Annotated in this window: 24 protein-coding genes and 1 tRNA gene; 14 read left to right on the plus strand and 11 right to left on the minus strand. The window is 63.0% G+C overall.

The genetic code is table 11. From position 1 onward, the window contains the following. The first annotated feature begins 389 nt into the window (after nucleotides 1–389). Complete coding sequence (locus Q8O80_RS00360; protein WP_305575748.1) at nucleotides 390–2177, plus strand: hypothetical protein; 1788 nt, start codon at nucleotides 390–392, stop codon at nucleotides 2175–2177. On the opposite strand, the gene Q8O80_RS00365 is transcribed toward Q8O80_RS00360, so the two are convergent. From Q8O80_RS00365 to Q8O80_RS00375, 3 genes are all read right to left on the minus strand, one after another. Next, complete coding sequence (locus Q8O80_RS00365) at nucleotides 2149–2559, minus strand: MmcQ/YjbR family DNA-binding protein (protein ID WP_305575749.1); 411 nt, start codon at nucleotides 2557–2559, stop codon at nucleotides 2149–2151. The two genes, Q8O80_RS00360 and Q8O80_RS00365, sit on opposite strands and share 29 nt — an antisense overlap. Before the next feature lie 171 nt (nucleotides 2560–2730). Continuing rightward, a complete protein-coding gene (gene msrA, locus Q8O80_RS00370; protein ID WP_305575751.1) occupies nucleotides 2731–3387 on the minus strand; it encodes a peptide-methionine (S)-S-oxide reductase MsrA in 657 nt (218 codons plus the stop codon). A 53-nt stretch (nucleotides 3388–3440) separates the two neighbouring features. After that, complete coding sequence (locus Q8O80_RS00375; protein WP_305575753.1) at nucleotides 3441–3764, minus strand: hypothetical protein; 324 nt, start codon at nucleotides 3762–3764, stop codon at nucleotides 3441–3443. Between the two features lie 246 nt (nucleotides 3765–4010). Between Q8O80_RS00375 and Q8O80_RS00380 the strand changes: the two genes are divergently transcribed. From Q8O80_RS00380 to Q8O80_RS00420, 9 genes are all read left to right on the plus strand, one after another. Continuing rightward, nucleotides 4011–4100: transfer RNA gene (locus Q8O80_RS00380), tRNA-Ser, on the plus strand. 294 nt (nucleotides 4101–4394) lie between these two features. Further along, complete coding sequence (locus tag Q8O80_RS00385) at nucleotides 4395–4823, plus strand: VOC family protein (RefSeq protein WP_305575754.1); 429 nt, start codon at nucleotides 4395–4397, stop codon at nucleotides 4821–4823. A 189-nt stretch (nucleotides 4824–5012) separates the two neighbouring features. Next, nucleotides 5013–5156: a DUF3788 family protein gene (locus Q8O80_RS00390; RefSeq protein ID WP_305575756.1), complete on the plus strand. Its 144-nt coding sequence runs from the start codon at nucleotides 5013–5015 to the stop codon at nucleotides 5154–5156. Between the two features lie 141 nt (nucleotides 5157–5297). Next, nucleotides 5298–6389, plus strand: a complete 1092-nt coding sequence (locus Q8O80_RS00395) for a nitroreductase family protein (RefSeq protein WP_305575758.1) — start codon at nucleotides 5298–5300, stop codon at nucleotides 6387–6389. Nucleotides 6390–6809: 420 nt separating this feature from the next. After that, entirely contained in the window at nucleotides 6810–7988 is a 1179-nt protein-coding gene (locus Q8O80_RS00400; RefSeq protein ID WP_305575760.1) for an ABC transporter substrate-binding protein, read from the plus strand. A 207-nt stretch (nucleotides 7989–8195) separates the two neighbouring features. Next, nucleotides 8196–9059: a branched-chain amino acid ABC transporter permease gene (locus tag Q8O80_RS00405; protein WP_305575762.1), complete on the plus strand. Its 864-nt coding sequence runs from the start codon at nucleotides 8196–8198 to the stop codon at nucleotides 9057–9059. A 9-nt stretch (nucleotides 9060–9068) separates the two neighbouring features. Next, the gene (locus Q8O80_RS00410; protein ID WP_305575764.1) at nucleotides 9069–10055 is read left to right on the plus strand and encodes a branched-chain amino acid ABC transporter permease; all 987 of its coding nucleotides are present in this window, start codon (nucleotides 9069–9071) and stop codon (nucleotides 10053–10055) included. Beyond that, nucleotides 10052–10813: an ABC transporter ATP-binding protein gene (locus Q8O80_RS00415; RefSeq protein ID WP_305575766.1), complete on the plus strand. Its 762-nt coding sequence runs from the start codon at nucleotides 10052–10054 to the stop codon at nucleotides 10811–10813. Before Q8O80_RS00410 ends, Q8O80_RS00415 begins: the two co-directional genes overlap by 4 nt. After that, complete coding sequence (locus tag Q8O80_RS00420; RefSeq protein ID WP_305575768.1) at nucleotides 10806–11522, plus strand: ABC transporter ATP-binding protein; 717 nt, start codon at nucleotides 10806–10808, stop codon at nucleotides 11520–11522. The genes Q8O80_RS00415 and Q8O80_RS00420 overlap by 8 nt, the downstream gene beginning before the upstream one ends. On the opposite strand, the gene Q8O80_RS00425 is transcribed toward Q8O80_RS00420, so the two are convergent. Genes Q8O80_RS00425 through Q8O80_RS00435 form a run of 3 tightly spaced genes read right to left on the minus strand, consistent with a single transcriptional unit; the run spans nucleotide 11519 to nucleotide 13440 of the window. Next, complete coding sequence (locus tag Q8O80_RS00425; RefSeq protein WP_305575770.1) at nucleotides 11519–12373, minus strand: NAD(P)-dependent oxidoreductase; 855 nt, start codon at nucleotides 12371–12373, stop codon at nucleotides 11519–11521. The genes Q8O80_RS00420 and Q8O80_RS00425 overlap by 4 nt on opposite strands. A 22-nt stretch (nucleotides 12374–12395) precedes the next feature. Continuing rightward, nucleotides 12396–13244, minus strand: coding sequence for a formyltetrahydrofolate deformylase (gene purU, locus Q8O80_RS00430; RefSeq protein ID WP_305575772.1), 849 nt, complete (start codon nucleotides 13242–13244; stop codon nucleotides 12396–12398). 13 nt (nucleotides 13245–13257) lie between these two features. Beyond that, entirely contained in the window at nucleotides 13258–13440 is a 183-nt protein-coding gene (locus tag Q8O80_RS00435; protein WP_305575774.1) for a hypothetical protein, read from the minus strand. A 214-nt stretch (nucleotides 13441–13654) separates the two neighbouring features. Here Q8O80_RS00435 and Q8O80_RS00440 point away from each other — a divergent pair, with 214 nt between their 5' ends. Further along, a complete protein-coding gene (locus Q8O80_RS00440) occupies nucleotides 13655–14575 on the plus strand; it encodes a methylenetetrahydrofolate reductase (protein ID WP_305575776.1) in 921 nt (306 codons plus the stop codon). A 123-nt stretch (nucleotides 14576–14698) separates the two neighbouring features. Then, a complete protein-coding gene (locus Q8O80_RS00445; RefSeq protein WP_305575778.1) occupies nucleotides 14699–15823 on the plus strand; it encodes a 5-methyltetrahydropteroyltriglutamate--homocysteine S-methyltransferase in 1125 nt (374 codons plus the stop codon). Between the two features lie 56 nt (nucleotides 15824–15879). Here the strand turns inward: Q8O80_RS00445 and Q8O80_RS00450 are convergent, their stop codons facing one another. From Q8O80_RS00450 to Q8O80_RS00465, 4 genes are read right to left on the minus strand one after another with little or no spacing between them, the layout of a single operon-like run. Next, a complete protein-coding gene (locus Q8O80_RS00450) occupies nucleotides 15880–16200 on the minus strand; it encodes a YciI family protein (protein ID WP_305575781.1) in 321 nt (106 codons plus the stop codon). Between the two features lie 2 nt (nucleotides 16201–16202). Further along, nucleotides 16203–17045 (minus strand): class III extradiol dioxygenase family protein, encoded by an 843-nt coding sequence (locus Q8O80_RS00455; RefSeq protein WP_305575783.1) that lies wholly within the window; start codon nucleotides 17043–17045, stop codon nucleotides 16203–16205. Then, on the minus strand, nucleotides 17038–17388 hold the full coding sequence (locus Q8O80_RS00460) for an extradiol ring-cleavage dioxygenase (RefSeq protein WP_305575785.1): 351 nt from the start codon (nucleotides 17386–17388) through the stop codon (nucleotides 17038–17040). Before Q8O80_RS00460 ends, Q8O80_RS00455 begins: the two co-directional genes overlap by 8 nt. Then, a complete protein-coding gene (locus tag Q8O80_RS00465) occupies nucleotides 17381–18085 on the minus strand; it encodes an alpha/beta fold hydrolase (RefSeq protein WP_305575787.1) in 705 nt (234 codons plus the stop codon). Before Q8O80_RS00465 ends, Q8O80_RS00460 begins: the two co-directional genes overlap by 8 nt. A 218-nt stretch (nucleotides 18086–18303) precedes the next feature. On the opposite strand from Q8O80_RS00465, the gene Q8O80_RS00470 reads away from it, so the two are divergent. Next, nucleotides 18304–19038 carry a GntR family transcriptional regulator gene (locus Q8O80_RS00470; protein ID WP_305575789.1) on the plus strand — a complete coding sequence of 245 codons (735 nt, stop codon included), beginning with the start codon at nucleotides 18304–18306 and terminating at the stop codon, nucleotides 19036–19038. A 245-nt stretch (nucleotides 19039–19283) separates the two neighbouring features. Next, nucleotides 19284–20696: an aminomethyltransferase family protein gene (locus Q8O80_RS00475; protein WP_305575791.1), complete on the plus strand. Its 1413-nt coding sequence runs from the start codon at nucleotides 19284–19286 to the stop codon at nucleotides 20694–20696. Nucleotides 20697–20932: 236 nt separating this feature from the next. On the opposite strand, the gene Q8O80_RS00480 is transcribed toward Q8O80_RS00475, so the two are convergent. Beyond that, nucleotides 20933–21724 carry a crotonase/enoyl-CoA hydratase family protein gene (locus Q8O80_RS00480; protein ID WP_305575793.1) on the minus strand — a complete coding sequence of 264 codons (792 nt, stop codon included), beginning with the start codon at nucleotides 21722–21724 and terminating at the stop codon, nucleotides 20933–20935. Nucleotides 21725–21782 lie beyond the last annotated feature (58 nt).

The following is a 21782-nucleotide window of genomic DNA, read 5'->3' on the forward strand; positions in this document are numbered from 1 at the left end:
GTGTCACGCTATCGCTCATCGCTCGCTGGCACCGGTTTTGTTCCTGCAGCGCGCCCCCATTGTTTTTCAAAATGCTTTCTAAACCATTGAACAAGTTCTGCGGGCATTGTTATTGCCGAATTAAATTCATGTACGCAGTGCCAAATGCTTGCAGAACAAGGGGTTTTGAAGGAGCTGCCACCGCTGGCATTGGCCCCTTGGCGGTGCCACCGGGCGCTGATGGGCTGCTCCGGGGACCCGCAGCGGATCCACGGCGCCCCGTCCGCTGCCACTGTCTCGCGTGGCGCCATGGGGGGCCTGCGCGGCGCAATTGAGCGCAGCTCCTGCGTCGAACGCCATTTTAACCCGTTCTGCGCCAAGCTGGTCACCTCCAGCTTCAGGATCGCGTCTTGACCAGCTCCGCCCCACACCGCCGCAGCCCCGATTGGCGCCTGATCCTGCTCGCTGGCGCTGGCGCTGCGGTCATCCTGGTCCTGCGGACACTGTTCGCCCGGGCCGAATTGCCATTCTTTGCCGATACCGACGACGCCATGCGCATGGTCAGGGTGATGGATTTTATCCAGGGGCAGCCCTGGTACGATCTGACGGCGCACCGGCTCAATACGCCGTTCGGCGCCGAACTGCATTGGTCGCGGCTGGTCGATCTGCCGCTTGCCGGTCTGGTCATGGCCTTCACCCCGCTGCTGGGGGCCGATCTGGCCATCATTGCTACGGGCTATGTCTGGCCCATGGCCCTGCTGGGAGTGCTGCTGTGGATCAGCGCGCTGCTGGCCAATCGCCTGGTGGGCCCCGAGGGCGTCCTGCCCGCCGTGGTGCTGCCGGTGCTCAATCCGGCCATCACGGCCGAATTCACCCCCGGCCGGGTTGATCACCACAACCTCGTCATCATTCTTACCCTGGCCACGGCCTGGGCCAGCATCGAGGCGCTGCGCCGCCCCCGCTTTGCCGTGCTCAGCGGCCTGCTGGCGGCGACCGCGCTGGCCATCGCCACCGAAGCCCTGCCCACCATTGCCGCCGCCATTCTGGTGCTGGGCCTGCTCTATGTGTTCGACGCCGGCAAGGCCGCCACCATGCGCAATTTCGGGCTGGCCTTTGCTGCCGGCGCCATGGGCCATCTGGCGCTGTTCCGCCCGCCCGGCCGCTGGCTGGAACCGGCCTGTGACGTGCTCTCGCCCGTCTATGTGGGGGTGGCGCTTGCCGTGGCCGCCGCCTTTACCCTGGCCAGCCTGATCCCCGCCCGGGCGGCCTGGCAGCGCTTTGCCCTGCTCGCCCTGCTGGGCGGTCTTGGCATGGGGCTGGTCGCCCTGGCCTGGCCGCAATGCCTGCAGGGACCCTATGGCGCGCTGGACCCCTGGCTGCAGGACAACTGGATCGCCAATATCGTCGAGGCCAAGCCCTGGCTGGTCAGTGTATTTGAACTGCCGGCCTATGGCTTTGCCGTCGGCCTGCCGGCGCTGCTTGGCACGCTGGTGGTGCTCTATCGGGTGCTCAGGGTGCGGGAGGATCGGGGCGCATGGGCCGCGCTACTGGTGTTCCTGCTCTGCGTCGCGCTGACCATGCTGGCCCAGGTGCGCGGCGCCCGGCTATCGGTAATGCCCGCCATGCCGGCCGCCGCCTGGTTGATCGTGGTGGCCCGCCAGCGCTATCTGGCCAGCCCGCGCCTGGCCAATATCGCCGGACTGATGGGCAGCTGGCTGGCATTTTCCGGCGTGATCCTGGCGCTGGTGGTGAGCCAGTTGACCGCGCTGACGCCGGGCCGCGCGCAGGAGGTCACTGCGGCCCGCGCCAGCAAGGAGCCGTGCCTGTTGCCAGCGGCCTTCGTGGCACTGGCGGCGATGCCACCGGCGCGCATCATGTCCCCGATCGATCTGGGCGCCCACATCCAGCTCTATACCAATCATGCGGTGGTCGCGGCGCCCTATCACCGCAATCAGCAGGGTGTGCGGGACGCCTTCCGCTTCTTTAATGACCCGATTGCCGATGCCCGCGCCGTGCTGGCCGCGCGCGACATTGGTCTGGTCGTGCTGTGCCCCGGCATGGCCGAACTGCAGGGCCTGGCCAGCCGCGCCGAAGACAGCTTTGCCGCGCTCTATGCGCAGGACCGATTGCCGGCATGGCTGGTGGCGGTGAGCCCACCCGACAGCGTGCTTACGATTTATGCGGTGCAGCCGCAGTGAGCGCGTCGAGCCCCAGCTCGGCCCGGCGCTTGTGGGTCAGCCTGCTCGCGACCAGCCGGTGCGCTTCGCGCACATAGGCGCGCAGATCATCGGAGGTCAGGGGCGATCCGGGGAGCACCTGCACCCATTGGGCGCGCGCCAGATAGGGGGCCGGCCGCACGTTTTCCAGTTCGGGCAGCATCGCGAAGGCCAGCTCGGAGCACTTGAAGCTGAGCCCGGGTCCCGCATCGGCACCCCAGCCCGAGAGGATGGCAAAGATCCTGCCACCCACTTTGGCGACGCTGGCATCGCCCCATTGCCGCACCAGCGTCGCGCCAGGCAGGCTCAGCGCGAAGGCTTCAAAGCCGGTCCGGTCCATCAATGCGCTGTCGGTGGCCGTCATGGTACACGCTCTGCTCGCCAATTGGGGCTTTGGGTTCTGACAGATCGCGGTCCCTGCGGGCCGGTTCTGCCAGAGCATTTCACCGTTCGCTGAAACGGTGAAACCGCTCCAGCCCTTTGATCGGTCGCGCTTCCGAACCGCACAAGTGGCGCCACTTCTGCTGAAAACGCTCTATGCAGCGGTAACGCCCAGCCCGATCGGGCAGCTCACCCCGGTCCCCTGCAAGCCGCAATAGCCGTTCGGATTCTTGGCCAGGTACTGCTGGTGATACGTCTCTGCGTAAAAGAACTCCGGCGCCGGTTTGATCTCGGTGGTGATCGCCCCCAGACCCCTGGCCTGCAGGGCTTCCTGATAGGCCGCGCGGCTGTGCTGCACCACCGCTGCCTGGGCGGGCGTGGTGGTGTAGATGGCGCTGCGATATTGCGTGCCCACATCATTGCCCTGCCGCATGCCCTGGGTCGGGTCATGCTCCTCCCAGAAGGTCTTGAGCAGCGCCTCAAGGCTGACCCGGGCGGGGTCAAACACCACCTTGACCGCTTCGGTATGGCCGGTCTGGCCCGAACAGACTTCCTCATAGCTCGGATTGGGCGTGCTGCCGCCCTGATAGCCCACGGCGGTGACGACAACCCCTGGCATTTCCCAGAACAGCCGCTCGGCGCCCCAGAAGCAGCCCAGCCCGAAATAGATGGTTTCCGCCCCGCTGGGGTAAGGCCCCTTCAGCGCCGCGCCATTGACAAAATGCTCAGCGGTTACCGGCATCTGCGCATCGCGTCCGGGCAGTGCTGCAGCGGCGTCCGGTATGGTGTTCGGCTTGGATTTGAAGAACATGGTATTTCCTTTCATGGGCTATTCGGCCCGTCGCGGCCATAGGTTACCCCCGCCTAGATCTGCTCCTGCCGCAGGAAGCGTTCGCGCCGCGGCTTGCGACCCAGCAGCGCCAGCAGCACGCCCGGCACAGCCGCTACGGCAAAGGCCGGATAACCCAACAAGGCGCTCAGCGTGGCATCAAGCAGATCCCCGAAGAACCGGCTGTGCAGGAAATCCTGCACGCCCTGCAGGCCCACCGGGTGTAGCTGGTTCCACAGCGTACCCAGGCTGGTGAACAGCAGTTCATTGGCCCCCAGCGACTTGGTACCGTCAATAACCGCCAGAACCAGCGCCAGGCCAATCAGCCAGGTGCCCAAAACTCTCAAGATCAGCCGCATCCACATTCCCTGTGCCGGCGGGGACGAGTGCGAGGCTGGCCTGCCCCATCGGCGCCCCGCGCACGGCCTTGTTGTGCCATGGCGGCGGGACGTCTCACAAGGTGGTAGCGCCCGGCGATGAAAACAATTGCCCTCGCAACCCCGTGATCCCTTGCGCCCAGCCTCGCGATAAGTATATTGCGCCTCGCTCGCGTCGGCCAACCAGCCGACCCCTCCGGTGTTTCCAACCGGGGTTACAGGCGATGCGGAGAGGTGGCCGAGTGGTCGAAGGCGCACGCCAGGAAAGTGTGTAGGCGGGGAACCGTCTCAAGGGTTCGAATCCCTTTCTCTCCGCCACCCCTACTAAGTACAACTATTACAACGGGTTACAGCGGCATACCGGCGCTTTGTAGCCAGAGTGTCCCTAGCGCATCTGGCCAAGGAAAGCTGCCATTTCCCTTCTCACGTCGTCATACTCGTCTGCGATTATCCTCCACACGGACTATCACTTTAGCTTGCCTGTTGCCTACAACTACGGCGATCTTGGACAGGTGCGCGGTTGAGTGTTGCGCGTAGCGGGGGCTTGCCTGTTATCATTCACACCGCCGCTCAGGAAAAAATTCACAAGCTCATATTGCGGGGAGAACCAACATGGAAGCCACCCAACTGTATCGTGGCCGGCTCATCGACCACATCCAGCTCGTCGTGCGCGATCTAGAGGCTAGCCAGGACTTCTATACGGCGGTGTTGGCCGTGTTGGAGATTCCCATCGTCGGCACGACCGACGGCTATTTCTGGGCTGATGAACTCGTCGTGTCCTCGGCAGAAAGCCCGGCGGCATTAGGTGCACTGACAGGGCGCCATCACTTGGCCTTTCAAGCCAAGGATCGCGCGACAGTGGACGCTTTCTATCGCGCAGCGCTGGCCCATGGCGGGCGAGACAATGGGGCACCAGGAGAGCGGACATATCACCCCGGATATTACGCCGCTTTCGTGCTCGACCCCGATGGAAACAATATTGAAGCTGTGTACCATGGCGAGGCACGACGCAGTGCGCCTTCAGTGGTGATTGAATTCTAAGGTTCTATCGAGTGGCGCACGGCGGGGCGGCTGGAGAGATTCGTTGAACCAACGTAGCGTCGCACCCCAAAATACGGTGGCGAGGATTTCAGGGGCTGCGAGACACCTGACACCCGCACATTGGCAATTCCACAAATCGCAGCCTGAAATCTCAATGATCGCGCCCCGCTCGAATGCCGCGACGAATACATGATTTCTATCCGGCATCTTTATGACTCGACTCAGACATACCGCGACGGGAAGTGGTTGAAGATCGGTGTATCGAGCGCTGAAGATCTGCGGGATGTGACCGAGTTATTGTCTATCAAGCGGCCGCTCCGCTCACGCCATTGAAGGGCATGTTCCTGCGTCGGTATCGCCATCTGACGGCAGGCCGATGAGGCATCGATGGCAGCGACCCCGCGCGTCGGTCTTTGACCCAGATCAACCGCATGTTGCGCCACCCCGTGTAGAAGGGCGGTGAAGGGAGCTGACATGAAAAGGCGGGACATGCTTATCGGCGCAGGAGGTGCGTTGCTGTTGGCTGGCGGCGGCGCAGTCGGCTGGCGGTCGGCGGTGGGTTCGATGGGCGATTTCGATGCCTATGCAGGCAGTCTTCGCGCTCCGATCCGCGTCGACGCGGGCATCGTCGACATCCTCCGATACGCAACACTTGCCGCCAACGGCCACAATACCCAACCTTGGCGTTTCCACGTCGAGGGAGACGCAATCGACATACTGCCCGACCTTTCGCGCGCGACACCGGTCGTCGATCCTGACGATCATCATCTTTGTGTTAGCCTGGGTTGTGCGGCCGAGAACCTGCTGATCGCAGCCACGGCGACCGGACGGCCCGGGCAGTTGGAAACGAACGCTGAAGGCGATCGCATCCGCTATTCCTTCTCCAGGACTGAGGCCCGTCCTCACCCGCTGCTTGCCGCCATTCCCCTGCGACAATCCACCCGAGCGGAATATGACGGGCGCTCGGTGCCTGCGGCCGATATCGAGGCGCTTCGACAATCCGCCGAAACGCCGGGTGTGCGTCTCATCCTGCTTTCCGACCGGGCGCGGATCAGTCAGGTGCGGGACCTGATCGTTGCCGGCAACGATGCGCAGATGGCCGACGCAGCCTTCATGGCCGAGCTGAAACAATGGCTGCGGTTCAGTCCGCGCAGCGCCATGGCGTCGGGTGATGGGCTGTTCTCGGCGACAAGCGGCAATCCCGTACTCCCGGATTTTCTCGGTGGTATCGCTTTTGACACGTTCTTTGCAGCTGGTGCCGAAAGCGACAAATATGCCCGTCAGATCGACTCCTCGGCCGGTATCGCGATCTTTCTGGCGGAGCGTGAGGACAAAGCGCACTGGATCGCGGTCGGTCGCGCCTGCCAGCGTTTCGCGCTTGCCGCAACCGCTTCCGGCCTCAAACACGCCTTCGTCAACCAGCCTGCCGAGGTCGCACTGCTGCGGCCTGAACTGGCGGCGCTGATTGGGGAAGGTGGAATGCGGCCCGACATCATCATGCGCTTCGGCTACGGCCCGACGCTGCCTTTTTCGCCCCGCCGCCCGGTGAACGTCGTTCTGGTCTAGCAACGCCAGCTACTTTTAAATCCCATAGATTGAATATGTTGTGTAGCTATGAGGCGGCGTTTCAGGTAGCAGCTCACACGCCTGCCTTATATGGCAGTCCAACCTGCAGTCAGTCATCATCTCACCCTCAGTCAACACAATGGCTGCCGGCTTGCCGCACCTCGCGTGGGACCTTCGCTCGGCATGAGCGGCACCGTATCGTGGCAGCGCGAGGCTAGAATTCACGCCGGCACATACCGAACGGCGGCGACCCTGCAAGTTGGCGCCAGCCGGGATGAGATTGTCGCGCTCAAAGAGGGATGCCGGACCACACAGATACTTGGCGAAACCGGCCATCGTGTATACAGTCCGTCGCAAGAGGCACAAGAGAAGTCGCAAACGACCCTGTGCCCTCTCGTCAAAACTATCAGGGAGGATATCATGTTGAGAAGAACAGCAGTTGCCGCAGTGCTTGGCCTCGGCCTGGCCTGGTCGGCTGGGGCCATGGCACAGGAAACGCTCAAGATCGGCGTTATCCTGCCCTATTCGGGGCCGTTCGCGGACGCGGCGAATCAGCTCCAGGCCGGCATTGATCTGTATCTGGCCGAGCACGGCAATGAAGTTGCCGGCCGCACCATCGAGCTTATCAAGCGCGACACTGGCGGCCCGGCTCCCGATGTGGCCCGGCGCCTGGCGCAGGAACTGGTGGTGCGCGACAATGTCGACATTATCGCCGGTTTTGCCTTGACGCCCGAGGCTCTCGGGGCCGCCGAGATTGCCACCGAGGCCAAGAAGCTGATGGTGGTAATGAACGCGGCAACCTCTGTCGTTACCGAGCAGTCGCCCTATATTGTACGCACGGGCGTGACCATTCCGCAGCTCAACTATTCGTTCGGCAGCTGGGCCTATGAGCAGGGCATCCGCGAGGCCTATACGCTGGTTGCCGACTACGGTCCCGGCATCGACGCCGAGGCATCGTTTGCCAAGGGCTTTACCGAAGCCGGCGGCAAGATTGTCGGCGCCGACCGCACCCCGGTCGCCAATCCCGACTTCTCGGCCTATGTGCAGCGCGTCGCCGACGCGGCACCCGAAGCTGTATACATTTTCGTGCCTGGCGGCGCCCAGCCTGCTGCCATCGGCAAGGCGCTGGCCGACCGTGGTCTGTCCCCGCCCGACATCAAAGTGCTGGCCCAAGGTGAACTGACGCACCCCGAGGCGCTCGAAAGCATGGGAGAGACGGCCCGCGGCATCATCACCACCTTCCACTACACGCTGGAACGCGATGATGCGATGAACCAGGCCTATGTCGAGGCCTACACGGCCGCCAATAATGGCCGCGAGCCGGACCTGTTCTCGATTGGTGGCTATGACGGCATGCACCTTATCTTCGAGGCGCTCGAGGCCACCGAGGGCGATTCCAGCGGCGATGCCCTGATTGAAGCTGCCAAGGGCATGGCCTGGGACAGCCCGCGCGGCCCGATGTCGATCGACCCGGAAACCCGCGACGTGGTCCAGACCGTCTATATCCGCGAAGTCCAGGAGGTGGATGGCAAGATGCGGAACGTGATTCTGGAGGAGATCCCCGACGTCAAGGACCCGCTGCACGGCGCGGCGAAGTAAGGCGCGTTTGCCTGGATATCCTGCTGTCGCCACCATCCCCGATCTGCCTCCCTCCCCCCCGTGGGGAGGGACTGAGGGTGGGGCGCGACGTCCCCGATATCAGAGCCAAACACCCCCACCCTTGATCCCCCCCACAAGGGGGAGGGAGACGACTGAGAGCTCCGGATAAGGTCAGCAGATGACGCGTGAACCAGTAGCAGGAACGCCATGATCAGCCAGATTGCCATTGTGCTGTTTGACGGCTTCGCCTTCGGGATGCTGCTGTTTTTGTTGTCGGTAGGCCTGTCGGTTACGCTGGGCATGATGAATTTCATCAACCTGGCGCATGGCGCCTTTGGCATGTTCGGCGGCTATGTCGCCGTCACCGCCATGCGCCAGCTCGGCCTGCCTTTCCTCGCGGCCCTGCCCCTGGCCTTCATCGCCATGGCGCTGCTCAGCGTCATCGTCGAACGCACCCTGTTCCGCCGGCTTTACCGCGCTGGCGAACTCAATCAGGTGCTGTTCACCATTGGCGCCGTCTTTGTCTCCGCGGCCGTCGCCACTTTCGTTTTTGGCACGGTGCAGCAGGTCATCATCCTGCCGTCCTGGCTGCGGGGCTCGGTGGAAATCGGCGACGTCCGCTTTGGCGTCTATCGCGCCTTCATTATCCTCGTGGCGCTGATCGTCACTGCATTGCTGGTGTTCGGGCTGGAACGCACAAGGCTGGGCGCGCAGGTCCGCGCGGCCGTGGACAATCAGCGCATGGCGCAGGGGCTGGGCCTTGATGTCGAGCGGGTTTTTGCCATCACCTTTGCCCTGGGCAGCGGGTTGGCGGGCCTGGGCGGTGCGCTGGCGGTCGAGATCGTCGGGCTGTCACCGTCCTTTGGCTTCCAGATGCTGGTCTATGTGTTGATCGTGGTGTCGGTCGGCGGGCTGGGCTCGATCACCGGCTCCTTTGTCGGCGCGGCCCTGCTCGGCATCGGCGATGTTGCGGGCAAGTATTTCTGGCCCGAGATCGGCAGCTTTCTCATCTACCTGATGCTGGTGGCCATCCTGCTGGTGCGGCCGCTCGGCCTGTTCGGCAAGCGCTAGGAGATGGCTATGCAAACACCGGTCTCCGCCCCCATCGAAGCGCGCGACTGGCTGCGTCGCCGCAGCCGCTGGTCACCCTTTGAAATCCTGTTCTGGCTGGCGACACTGCTGCCGTTCATCTTCTTTCCCACCTACCTGCCACTGGCCAATCAGATCGCCATCGCCGCGCTGTTTGCCATCTCGGTCGACCTGATCCTGGGCTATGCCGGCATCGTGACGCTGGGGCACGCCATGTTCTTCGGGCTGGGCGCCTATTTTGCCGGCATCATCAGCGTGCATGGCTGGGGCGAGCCCATTTCCGGCCTGCTGATGGCCGGGCTGTTTGCCGGCATCATCGGCTATATCATCAGCTTCCTCATCACCCGGGTGCAGCATCTGGCGCTGATAATGGTGACACTGGGCCTTGGCTTCCTGACCTACGAACTGGCCAACGCCCTGCACTGGCTGACCGGCGGCACTGACGGGCTGCGCGGCATCAGCACCTGGCCGGTGTTCGGCCAGTTCCGCTTCGATATGTGGGGCTATACCGCCTATGGCTATGCGCTGGCGGTGCTGTTCCTGTGCTTCCTGCTCAGCCGCCGCCTGGTCAATTCGTCCTTCGGACTGGCGCTGCGCGGTATTCGCGAGAACGTCAAGCGCATGCCGGCCATTGGCGCCGACCACAAGAGCCACCTGCGGCTGATCTATGCCATTTCGGCTGCCATTGCCGGGCTGGCCGGGGGACTGCTGGCCCAGACCACCAATACGGTAGCGCTGGACTCGCTGAGCTTCGAGCGCTCGGCCGACGTCGTGGTGATGCTGATCCTGGGCGGCACCGGGCGACTCTATGGGGCAATCCTGGGCACCTTCATATTCCTTGTCGCCCGCGATCAACTCGCCGGCATCAATCCACAATACTGGTATTTCGGCATCGGCATGCTGCTGATGGTCGTCGTGCTGTTCATGCCCAAGGGCATTCTGGGCTTTCTCGCGCGCATCGTGGCGAGGGCCAAATGATGGCGGGCGAAGACATCGTATTGCGCGCCACCGGGCTCACCAAGAATTTCGGCAAGCTCGACGTGACCCGCGACGTCGCCATCGCCCTGCCGCGCGGCGCCCGCCACGCGCTGATCGGCCCCAATGGCGCGGGCAAGACCACGCTGATCAACCTGCTGACCGGCCAGCTGCAGCCCGATGCCGGGCGGATCGAACTGGAGGGCGGCGATATCACCGCTCTGGCGCCGGCCAACCGGGTGCGGCTGGGCCTGAGCCGCACCTTCCAGATCAATACCCTGTTTCCCGATCTGACGCCGATCGAGGCGGTCACCCTGGCGGTGCTCGAGCGCCAGCGCTGCGCGGGCCAGTTCTGGCGCCGGCTGGCATCACACAACGAGGCGATCGAGGAGAGCTTCACCATTCTGGGGCAGTTGGGCCTGGCCGATGTGGCCACCCGCACCACCCGTACCTTGCCCTATGGCCAACAGCGACTGCTGGAGATCGCCCTGGCGCTGGCTACTCGGCCGCGTGTGCTGTTGCTCGACGAGCCGGCAGCCGGGGTGCCCAAGGACGAGAGCGCGGCACTGTTTTCGGTGATTGCGGCGCTGCCCGCCGATATCTCGGTACTGTTCATCGAGCACGACATGGATATCGTCTTCAAATTCGCCTCCCGCATCATCGTGCTGGTGGGGGGCGCGGTGCTGCTGGAAGCTGATCCGCAAACTGTGCGCAGCGATCCACGGGTGCGCGAAGTCTATCTGGGGCGTGGACATGACTGAGCCGCTGCTGGAATTCCGTGACGTCCGCTCCGGCTATGGCGAGGCCGTGGTGCTCGATAACATGTCGCTAAGCCTGCCCCCCAATGGCAGCCTGGCGCTGCTCGGCCGCAACGGGGTCGGCAAGTCCACCCTGCTGCTCACGGCCATGGGTTTTGTCACGCTGGCGCGCGGCTCCATCCATTGGCGCGGCACCGACATTTCGCGGCTGGCGCCCCACAAAAGAGCCCAGCTCGGCCTGGGTTGGGTGGCGCAGGAGCGCGATATCTTTGCCTCGCTGACAATCGAGGAAAACCTCACCGTCATCGCCCGTTCTGGTCGCTGGGACCTGCCGGCCATCTACCGATTGTTTCCCCGCCTGGCTGATCGCCGGGCCAATATGGGCAATCAACTGTCGGGCGGCGAGCAGCAGATGCTGGCGATAGGCCGTACGCTGATGACCAATCCGGCCGTGCTGTTGCTCGACGAGCCGTTTGAGGGGCTGGCCCCGATCATTGTCGAGGAGCTGACGGCCGCCGTGCGCCAGATGGCGATCGACGAAGGCATTGCCCTGATACTGGTGGAGCAGCATGCCGAGGTGGCGCTGGGGCTCACCCAGCAGGCGATCATCATCGAACGTGGCATGATCGCGCACCGCGCCGCCTCCGCCGATCTGCTCAAGGACAGTGTCACGCTGGAGCGCTATCTGGGCCTCAAGCTCGGCGCCAGCTAGGCGTCGGGCTTTGCCACCCTCCGCGCAAGAACCTGTTGCACGGTGTCGGGCAAGGGCGACTGTGGTGTAACGCCGGCGGCCCCCATCGCCTCCTGCACCGCCGCTATTTCGCGCGCCAAGGCGCCATGCAGGCCCAGCGCGTCGAGGGTCGCGCCGCTCTCGCGCATTTCAGCGGCGCGGCGATGGCCGTGGCGGGTGGTGCGCTCGAACTGGTAGGCGGCAAAGCGCGACCAGTCCAGGCCGGGATAGGATGCCGACAGCGAAGCAAGAATTTCGTCAAAGCACCCGGAGGCGCGCGCAGCCAGCAGTGTCTCAACGGTGATGGCCTCAAGGCCCTTCACGAACAGTGATCGGACCATCTTGATGGCGGTGGCCGCACCCGGCTCGGCGCCAGCAATACTGGCGGAGAACCCCAGCGCCAGCAATTGCGGCAGCAGGCGCTCGGCAGGTTCGCCCGCCAGCAATACCGGCGTGGCATGGTTTTTGGGATGGACCGGCGCCATGACCGCCATGTCGAGATAGCCGGCGCCCGCCGCTTCCACCGCCGCCGCCGTTTCACGCTTGCGGCCGGGCGAGACGGAGTTGATGTCGATGAGCAGTTGCCCCGGGCGCAGGTGGGGCAGCAGCGGCGCCACGGCCAGCAGGCTCTGGTCGGCGGTGACGGCGCTGAAAATCCAGTCGGCGTCGGCGAGGCCGGCAATGGCCACCGGCGTGGCGCCGCGCGATTTCATCGCCTCACGCATGCCGTCGTCATCGCCATCGAGCAGGATATCATAGGCCAGAACGGCTTCATTTAGCCCCTCATGGAAGGCACGGGCGGCTTCGCCATAGCCCAGGAAACCGATTTTCAACTGCACTCTCCTGTCCTGCGCACTAGCGCTGGAACACCACCGTCTTGTGCTTGTTGATCAGCACGCGGTCTTCCAGGTGCCAGGCCACGGCGCGGGCCAGCACCCGACGCTCGATGTCGCGGCCCTTGCGCACCAGATCCTCGGGTGTGTCGGCGTGACTCACCGGCTCCACATCCTGGCAGATAATCGGGCCTTCATCGAGATCGGCCGTCACGTAATGCGCGGTGGCGCCAATCATCTTGACGCCGCGCTCATGGGCCTGGTGATAGGGCTTGGCGCCCTTGAAGCCGGGCAGGAAGGAATGGTGGATATTGATGCAGCGCCCCGCCAGATAACCAGAAAAATCATCGGAGAGAATCTGCATATAGCGGGCCAGCACCACCAGTTCAGCCCCGGTTTCCTCGATGATCGCCTTGATCGCGGCCTCCTGCGCTGCCTTGTTATCCTTGGCCACGGGCAGGTAATGATAGGGGATGCCCTCCATCAGTGTCAGGTTCAAGGCCTCGCGCGGATGGTTGCTGACGATGCCTACGGCCTCGATATCGAGTTCACCGATGCGCATGCGATAGAGCAAGTCGCCCAGGCAATGGTCAAACCTGGAGACAAGGAACAGCACCTTGCGCTTGTGGCCGATCAGGCGCAGCGAGAAATCGAGCTTCAGATTGGTCACTTCCTCGGCGATGCCGGCGCGGAAATCGGCCTCGGGCGTTGCCATGGTGAAGGCTACGCGCATGAAGAACATGCCGGTGGCCGGATCGTCGAACTGGTGAGCCTCGAAAATGTCGCCGCCATGGCTGGCGATGCGGGCGGCCACGGCGGCCACGATGCCACTACGATTGCCGCACCGCAGGGTGAGAATATAATCGGTCACTGCTGGTCTCGCTTCATGCAAAGGAATTTCTGTCCGGATCGGTCGGGCACAAGGCGCGCAACCAGGCGACGCCGCCCTCGAGCAAGCCCGCGGTCAGCCCATAGAGGCGGATGACTAAATCCAGGATCTCTCCGATCCTGTCGCTAAAGCGCCCGAGGTGACCGAGACGGGCGACGCTAAAACTCGATTTGACCATGGCACCCTCCTCCCATCAGCCCCGCGCGAGCATTGCTGCGTCTCGCCTGTTCAATGCGCCGGTCTGAGCCGGTTTGTGTATGCACTATGCGACAACAGTCATGGCGTTGCAACGGTGGTTATAGGGCCAATATGGCCGATATAGGCGTTTTTACGACTCCACTTGATTTGAATCCTATTCGCTATGTATACATGTAGGAGCTGAGGAGGAGCGAATGGCCTTGTTGAATCTTGATGCACATCCTGGCGCCAGGACGTCGCCTGAGCGCGGTGCCGACATCATCTCCGGCTGGTCCATCGAGGTCATGCCGCGTACGGCGGCCAAGATCGAGGACTTCCGGGCGCTGCTGCCCGCAGACACGCTGGTCTATGTCGCCCACATCGCGGGCACCCCCATTGAGGACATGGTGGCGACGGCGCGCCGTTTGCACGAAGAGGGTTTTGCTGTGATGCCGCACGTTCCGGCGCGCGCCATTGCCGACGCGGCGATGCTGGAGGAGTGGATCAAGCGCTATCGCGACGAGGCCGGGGTAACCAGGGCGCTGCTGCTGGGCGGCGGCAATGCGGCGCCAGTGGGCCGCTTTGACAGCTCGCTACAGCTGATCGAAACCGGGTTGTTCGACCGCCACGGCTTTACCCATTTGCATGTGGCCGGCCACCCAGAGGGCAATCGCGATATTGACCAGGGCGGCGGCACCGTCAATGTCGACAGCGCGCTGGCGTTCAAGCAGGATTATGCGGCGCGTACCGATGCACAAATGGCCATCGTAACGCAGTTTGCCTTCGAGACGGCAGCGGTGACGGCTTGGGCCGAACGAATCGCTGATCTGGGCATTACCATGCCGATCCATGCCGGCATTGCCGGGCCCGCCAAACTGCAGACGCTGATCCAGTTCGCGCTGGCCTGCGGCGTCGGTCCATCGGTCAGCGTGCTGCAGAAGCGGGCGCGAGACCTGACCAAGCTGCTAACGCCGTATGAGCCGACCGAGGTGGTTGCCGGCTTTGTTGACTACAAGGCGCGCCATCCCGACAGCCTGATCAGTCAGTTGCATATGTTCCCGCTGGGGGGCATCAAGACGGCTGCAGAGTGGATGAACCGCCAGACCCTGCCACAGGCAAAAGCGGGATTTGCCTGAAGCAGGCGTGTACATTTGCTGGCAATTTCCGGCGGATTTCTGGCTGCGGCGGCTTGATACTTGCCGGGCGCGGCTTGGGCTGTGTACACAGTGATTGCAAAAGTGCCGCTTCAGGAGAAATCAATGACGATTGCCCGCCCCCCGTTTCGTGCCGACCATGTCGGTTCCCTGTTGCGCAATTCTGCGGTCAAGCAGGCGCGGCGGCAGCACCTTGATGAGCACAGCATCAGCCGCGAGGCGTTGACTGAAGTCGAGGACGAAGCCATCCGCGAAGCCATCAAGTTGCAAGAGGATGTCGGCCTGCCGGTGGTGACAGATGGCGAGATCCGCCGTTCGTTCTGGCATTACGATTTCATGCAGGAGCTCGACGGTTTCAAGTTTGTCGAGCGCGACGTGGCCACCGGCCATAATTTCAAGGGCGCCAATACGCGGCCGATCTTCCCGACCATTACCGGCCCGGTGGATTTCCCGGCCGACCATCCGATGCTTGAGCATTTCAAGTTCGTTGCCGCCAATACCAAGGTGATGCCCAAGATCTCGATCCCGGGCCCGAGCTGCTGCCATTTCCGCGTTAGCAAGGACGATATCGGCCACAAGCCCTATAGCGATGATCTCGAACTGCTGTTCGCCGATCTGGCCAAAACCTACAAGAAGGCTGTTCAGGCGTTTTACGACGTCGGCTGCCGCTATCTGCAGATGGACGACATCTTCTTTGCCTATCTGTGCGATCCCAAGATCCGCGCCGAAAAGCAGGCGCAGGGGCTCGATCCAGACTGGCTGATCGAGCAATATGCCAAGATGATGCATGACGCGATCGAGGGTCGTCCCGACGACATGGTGATCGGCATGCATATGTGCCGTGGCAATTTCAAATCGACCTGGATCGCCGAGGGTGCCTATGACCCGGCGGCAGATGCCGTCTTCAACAAGACCGGCGTCGACATCTATTTCATGGAATATGACACTGACCGCGCTGGCGGGCTCGAGCCGCTGCGCCTGCTGCCCAAGGGCAAGAAGCGCGTCATGCCCGGCTTCATCACCACCAAGACCGGTGAACTGGAAAGTCTCGACAGCCTGCGCCGCAAGTTTGACGAGGCGGCCAAATATGCCGATCTCGACCAGTTGGGCATTGCCCCGCAATGCGGGTTCTCGTCCACCGAAGAAGGCAATTCCATCACCATGGACGACCAGAGGCGCAAGCTGGAGCTGGTGGTCAAGACTGCAGAGGCGATCTGGGGCTCGGTTTAATCGCTCCCGCTCAAGCACATTCAATCGCTGTCGCTCAAGGCTAGCCCCATTCGGGGCTAGCGCCGCGGCGTCATGGGTTCGACGATCCGGTGCGCCTGGAAATTGTCAGGCAGAACGGTCAGCTCGATGCTGGCGACAATGCCAGCCTGGTTGAACGGGTCACCCTCGGCAAAGGCGCGAGCCTGATCGAGGTCGGCCGCTTCAAGAACGCCGAAATTGCCCAGTCCATTGCCGGCGTCATCCAGCAGTGCCGATCCAATCAGCACTACCGCCAGCCCATCCCCGCCGGTCCGCACCCATTCGCGGTGGGCCGGCCGGTGCGCGTCACGGACAATGTCCTGTTGGGCATGGTGCAGGCAACGCATCAGGAAGAACATGGCTATGCCGCGTTCTCGACCACAATCATCCCGGCGCCCGTCATCGAGGCCGGGGCGTGGTAATGCTTGTGGATCAGATTGACGTCCTGGTTCATCGCGGCGCGCATCACCAGCCACATGATGAGTTCGGCCCCTTCGGAGCCGAATTGCTCGACATAATCCTGCCGGCTCATATTGCGGTAGGGCTCGGGATTGGCGGCAATGCCTTCGAGCCAGGCACGGTCGGCTTGCTGGTTGATGAAGCCGGCGCGCGCGCCCTGCAACTGGTGCGACAAGCCGCCGGTGCCCATGATGACCACGCGCTCATCGCCCGGCCAGGATTCGATGGCCTGGCGCAGCACCGTGCCCATGTCCCAGCAGCGCTGCGGCGTCGGGATCGGATACTGGATGGTGTTGACCCAGATGGGCAGTATCGTGACGGGCCAGGCGTCGGGCCGACCGAAGAACAGCTCCATCGGCACCTGCAACCCGTGATCCACCTCGATTTCGCGGCACACCAGCGGGTCGAAATGGCTCTCGACGAGCTTGTCGACGAAGTGCCAGGAGAAATCCACCGCACCAGCGAAGGGCGGAATAGCGCGTGGCCCCCAGCCTTCGTCGATGGGCTGGTAGCTCTCGGCCACGCCCACGGCGAAGGTGGGCACCTTGTCGAGAAAGAAGGTATTGCCATGGTCGTTGAAGATGACGACGGCAATGTCTGGCTTGGCGTCGCGCATCCAGGCCTTGCCGGCCTCATAGCCATCAAAGAACGGCTTCCAGTCCGCCGTGTCGCGCAGACCCTTGTCGAGCGCCACGCCAATGGAAGGCACGTGGCTCGTACCCACCCCGCCGATGATCTTAGCCATTGCGCTGCTTTCCAAGTCGTTCGTAGAGAAAATCGTCGTGCGACATCCCGGCCTGCGCTGCGCCGATCTGGGTGATCGGCGTCGGATCGACCGCTGCGATCTTGAGGATGAAAAACAAATTGCCACCCAGCCGCACCATTTCGTGCCAGTCGCGCGCCAGAACAGCGCGCTTTTGCGCGGCGCTGAGGCCGAAGCGGTCTAGATAGGCTTCCTCATCCGCCCGAAAGGCGTCGCGGTTGGCCGCCTGGCTCAAGGCCATCGCCATCTTGTTGAGTTCGTAGCCCAGGATCGACCCGTCACGGTCGAACAGCGGCGTATCGGGTATGGCCCGGTGTTCAGGCATGTCGGTCTCCAAATCGGCGGTCAAGCCAGGATGTAATGGCGGTGGTGACTTCGGCCGGCCGCTCCAGCGGTGCGAAGTGGCCGGCATTGTCGATGATGCTCAGTTCGGCATCGGGCGCCGCGGCCGCGATCTCGCGGTGCTGGGCAATGGGACTCCAGCCATCCTGCTGCGCTGCGACCAGCAGCATGGGGCAGGCGAGGCTGGGGATATAGGCCATGGCATCGGGCCGACCGAGCAGCGCGCGAATCTGGCGCTCATGCACAGCCGGACCCGCCCGTCGCACCATGGCCCGCAACTGCGCCATCAGCGCCACATCAGTGGTCCGCGCCGGGTCCAGCATGGGCGGCAGCCACACATCGGCCAGCAGCTCGATATCGCGGTTGCCCAGATCGATCATTTCCTGGCGCCGCGCATCCTCGCCTGCGCGCCTGGGATGGTGACCGGTATTGGCCAAGACCAGACCGGCCAATCGTTCCGGCGCCAGGCGCGCCATTTCCATGGCCACGCGCCCGCCCATCGAATGGCCGACAGCGATCAACGAACCTGTGGTCTCCGCCAGCAGGCGTTCGGCCATGGCCGTGATCGCGCTATCGCGCGTCAGGTCGGCATGATGGCTCGGCAAGGCCGCGGCATCGGCAAGCGGCTGCCAGACGACAGCATCGGAAGCCAGGCCGGGTATGAGCACCAGAGTGGTCAATATAGAGATCCCTTCGGTCACGACACAGACATTATGCATACACCGCTGTCAATCCGAATGTATGCATTACTTGCCAATTGTGCTACTATTAAGCGATTTTCGCTAATTTTCACGCTACTATGTATACACAATTGTCGGTTGAGAGACGGCGGCGCGCTGCAGGACTTCGCGCCGCCGCGGTGGGGTGCTATAGGATGCGACGGAACAGGAATCGCCCCATGAAGCCGACTGAAGTTGCGACCCATGGCCGCCGCGCCGTGATCGAGCTGCGCGAGAAAATCATCAATGGTGAACTGGCCGGCGGCACCCGCCTGTTCGAAGTTTCGCTGGCCGAGACCCTGCAGATATCCCGCACACCGGTACGCGAGGCGTTGTCACGGCTGGCCGAGGAAGGGCTGCTCGATCGGCTCCCCAATGGCGGCTTTGTGGTGCGCCGCTTCGGCTATGCCGATGTGGTCGATTCCATCGAACTGCGCGGCGTGATGGAGGGTACGGCGGCGCGCCTCGCCGCAGAGCGGGGCACGACGCCAGAGGCGCTGGCGCGCATGCAGGCCATCGTCGTCCGGCTCGATGCCTGTTTCGGTCCGACCGAAGACAGTGTCGACTTCGACACCTATTCCGATCTCAACGCAGCCTTCCACGTCGAGCTGGCGGCACTTTCAGGCAGCGAGATCATCCGCCGCGAAGTCGAGCGCGCTACCGTCCTGCCCTTCGCCTCGCCTTCGGCCTTCCTGCCCAACAAGATGGAAATCGTCGCCTTCCATCGCTCCCTGCGCATCGCGCAGGAGCAGCATCACGCCATGCTCAATGCGATTGCGGCGCGCGAAGGCGTACGGGCCGAATTCATCGCCCGCGAGCACGCCCGGATCGCCCGCCAGAACCTTGAATACATTTTCAGCCAGGACCCCGAACTGCTGCAGAAAATCCCCGGGCTGGCGCTGATCCACCACTAGCAGGGCCCGCCCGGCCCGTTTTCCTGCAACGGCAGCCTCCGGCGCCAACACGTCGCGTTCATCCCACAAGCGCGGGCGTGAGCGTGAGCGTGAGCGTGAGCGTGAGCGCGGCTGCCGGTTCAGGCGCCTGTTTCCCAATCGCGATAATTCCCGCCATCCCACATTCATGCAGCGAAAGGGCTTGCAATCAGTCCATCATTTGGCACTATGTATACACAGTTCTAAAAATGACGGAGGAGACGGCCATGGCGCAATCCAGTTTAAGTGACATTTTGAGCGACAACCCGGACATTGTTGGCCGGTTGCGTAATTCGCAGATCGGCATGTATGTATACCCGGTGGTCACACCGGAGTTCAGCAACTGGCGGACCGAGCAGGCCGCCTGGCGCCATTCCGCCGTGCTGTTCGACCAGTCCCATCACATGGATGAGCTGACTGTCGAGGGCCCCGATGCCGAGAAATTCCTCTCCCATCACGGCATCAATTCCTTCGCCAATTTTGACCTGAACCGCGCCAAGCACTTCGTGCCGGTGACGCCCAATGGCCACATTATCGGCGACCACATCATCCTGCGTGAGCGCCTCGACAAGTTCGTGCTGGTGGGCCGTGCGCCAACCTCGAACTGGCTGATGTTCTGCGCCGCCAATGGCAAGTGGAATGTCCGCCTCAAGCACGATCCCCGTTCCACCTCGCGGCCCGAAGGCGAGCGGGTGCTGCGCACCCATTATCGCTACCAGATCCAGGGTCCCGAGGCGACGAAGATATTCGAGAAGCTGCATGGCGGGCCCATCCCCGACATCAAGTTCTTCCACACCGATTTCATCAATATCGGCTCCAAGAAGGTGCGGGCACTGCGCCACGGCATGTCCGGTGCGCCAGGGCTGGAAATCTGGGGTCCCTACGAGGACAAGAGCTATATTCTCTCCTGCATCCTCGAAGCGGCCCAGGCCGCCAAGGTCGATCTGGTGCGCTGCGGTAGCCGGGCCTATTCCACCAATACACTGGAATCGGGTTGGATTCCCTCCCCGCTGCCCGGCATCTATAGCGGTGACGGCATGCTCAAGGAGTATCGCGACTGGCTCGCGGCCGACAGCTATGAATCCATTGGCGCCATTGGCGGCAGCTATGTCTCGGACAATATTGAAGACTATTACGTCACCCCGTTCGAGCTGGGCTACGACTTCTATGTGGGCTGGAAGAAGGACGATTTCGTGGGCAAGGCAGCCCTCGAAAAGATGAAGGGGCAGCCGCACCGCAAGAAGGTAACCTTCGAGTGGAATGCCGACGACGTGGTCAACGTCATCGCCTCGGCCTTCCGCCCGGGCGAGGATCACTACAAGTGGATCGACTTCCCGCAGCCCAACTATGCCTCGACCAGCGCCGATATGGTGATGCGCGATGGCAAGATGGTCGGCATGTCGATGTTCAACGGCTATTCCTATAACGAGCGCTGCATGCTCTCGCTTGGCGTGGTCGATCCCGACGTGCAGATCGGTGATGTGCTGACCCTGGTTTGGGGCGAGCCCGATGGCGGCACCAAGAAGACATCCACCGAACGCCACAAGCAGGCCGAAATCCGCGTACGGGTCTCACAGACCCCCTACGCCGCCGAAGCCCGCGAAAACTATGCCGACAGCTGGCGCAGCAAGCGGAGCTGATCGCCCGCGACAAATCTCCCTCTCCCGGCATCGGGGGAGGGAAAGTGGGGTAAGGGTGCGGCGACACTCCCGCGCACGCACCCAGCCTCCATTGAGGGCGGCAAGGCTGATGATTGCCGGAAGGCGAAGGACCATGCAGCCGCTAAACAGCAATCCCCGCTTGCGCGGGGATTCGTGAGAGGAGAACGGCAATGGGGCGGATGGCGTCGTTCACCAGATTTGCGGGCCGGTCCGGCTCACTCCGCGCTGGGCGCCTGCAATCGTGCCACCCGCTTCTCCAGAAACGCGCGCAGCCGCTGTTCGGCTTCCGGACTGGTGGCAGTAAACGAGGCAATGAAGGACTCGACGAACAAGCCGTCTTCCTTGGCCATGTCCTGGATGCGCGGCAGCGCGTTGATGATGGCGTAGTTGGAAATCTCGGCATTGGTCGCCATGATCTCGGCCAGCGCATGCGCCTTTTCCAGCGCAGCACCCTGGTCCACCACATACTGCACCAGATTCCAGCGCTCGGCCTCGTCAGGCGAAATCACCCGCCCGGTCAGCATCATGTCGCTCATTCGCGCCACGCCCATCAGCCCGGCAATACGCACCGAACCGCCGCCACCCACGAAAATGCCGCGCTGACCTTCGGGCAATGCGAAAAACGCCGAGCGATCGGCTACCCGAACATGGGTCGCCGCCGCCAGTTCAAGGCCTCCGCCAATGACCCCGCCATGCAGCGCCGATACCCACGGGATCGTGCCGTGCTGCATGCCTGCGGTGACGGTGTGCCAGCGACGCGAGCCACGCACCCCTTCGAACGGGGTTTTTTCCACATGTTCAGCCAGATCCAGCCCGGCGCAGAAGTGGTCGCCGTGACCGAACAGCACTGCCGCCTTGGCTTCGCTCTCGGCCCGCGCCACAGCTTCGGCCAGCATTTCAACAAAGCGGTCGTTCATGGCGTTGCGTTTTTCGGGTCGGTTGAGCCCAATATGGGCGACAGCGCCCTTCAGTTCGTAGCTGATAAATCCGCTGGTCTGTGCAGCCATTGCCGGCGCTCCCTCTTTCCCATGCAAGCCATGGGCTCCCCTGACATTTTTGATTGTT

It is taken from the genome of Devosia sp., assembly GCF_030689745.1.
Lineage (GTDB): Bacteria > Pseudomonadota > Alphaproteobacteria > Rhizobiales > Devosiaceae > Devosia > Devosia alba.

Bases quoted from the DNA above. Each gene is read 5' to 3' on its own strand.
- Q8O80_RS00365 (WP_305575749.1), bottom strand. From the start codon at position 2,559: ATGACGGCCACCGACAGCGCATTGATGGACCGGACCGGCTTTGAAGCC.
- msrA (WP_305575751.1), bottom strand. From the start codon at position 3,387: ATGTTCTTCAAATCCAAGCCGAACACCATACCGGACGCCGCTGCAGCA.
- Q8O80_RS00375 (WP_305575753.1), bottom strand. From the start codon at position 3,764: ATGCGGCTGATCTTGAGAGTTTTGGGCACCTGGCTGATTGGCCTGGCG.
- Q8O80_RS00385 (WP_305575754.1), top strand. From the start codon at position 4,395: ATGGAAGCCACCCAACTGTATCGTGGCCGGCTCATCGACCACATCCAG.
- Q8O80_RS00390 (WP_305575756.1), top strand. From the start codon at position 5,013: ATGATTTCTATCCGGCATCTTTATGACTCGACTCAGACATACCGCGAC.
- Q8O80_RS00395 (WP_305575758.1), top strand. From the start codon at position 5,298: ATGAAAAGGCGGGACATGCTTATCGGCGCAGGAGGTGCGTTGCTGTTG.
- Q8O80_RS00400 (WP_305575760.1), top strand. From the start codon at position 6,810: ATGTTGAGAAGAACAGCAGTTGCCGCAGTGCTTGGCCTCGGCCTGGCC.
- Q8O80_RS00405 (WP_305575762.1), top strand. From the start codon at position 8,196: ATGATCAGCCAGATTGCCATTGTGCTGTTTGACGGCTTCGCCTTCGGG.
- Q8O80_RS00410 (WP_305575764.1), top strand. From the start codon at position 9,069: ATGCAAACACCGGTCTCCGCCCCCATCGAAGCGCGCGACTGGCTGCGT.
- Q8O80_RS00415 (WP_305575766.1), top strand. From the start codon at position 10,052: ATGATGGCGGGCGAAGACATCGTATTGCGCGCCACCGGGCTCACCAAG.
- Q8O80_RS00420 (WP_305575768.1), top strand. From the start codon at position 10,806: ATGACTGAGCCGCTGCTGGAATTCCGTGACGTCCGCTCCGGCTATGGC.
- Q8O80_RS00435 (WP_305575774.1), bottom strand. From the start codon at position 13,440: ATGGTCAAATCGAGTTTTAGCGTCGCCCGTCTCGGTCACCTCGGGCGC.
- Q8O80_RS00440 (WP_305575776.1), top strand. From the start codon at position 13,655: ATGGCCTTGTTGAATCTTGATGCACATCCTGGCGCCAGGACGTCGCCT.
- Q8O80_RS00445 (WP_305575778.1), top strand. From the start codon at position 14,699: ATGACGATTGCCCGCCCCCCGTTTCGTGCCGACCATGTCGGTTCCCTG.
- Q8O80_RS00450 (WP_305575781.1), bottom strand. From the start codon at position 16,200: ATGTTCTTCCTGATGCGTTGCCTGCACCATGCCCAACAGGACATTGTC.
- Q8O80_RS00455 (WP_305575783.1), bottom strand. From the start codon at position 17,045: ATGGCTAAGATCATCGGCGGGGTGGGTACGAGCCACGTGCCTTCCATT.
- Q8O80_RS00460 (WP_305575785.1), bottom strand. From the start codon at position 17,388: ATGCCTGAACACCGGGCCATACCCGATACGCCGCTGTTCGACCGTGAC.
- Q8O80_RS00470 (WP_305575789.1), top strand. From the start codon at position 18,304: ATGAAGCCGACTGAAGTTGCGACCCATGGCCGCCGCGCCGTGATCGAG.
- Q8O80_RS00475 (WP_305575791.1), top strand. From the start codon at position 19,284: ATGGCGCAATCCAGTTTAAGTGACATTTTGAGCGACAACCCGGACATT.
- Q8O80_RS00480 (WP_305575793.1), bottom strand. From the start codon at position 21,724: ATGGCTGCACAGACCAGCGGATTTATCAGCTACGAACTGAAGGGCGCT.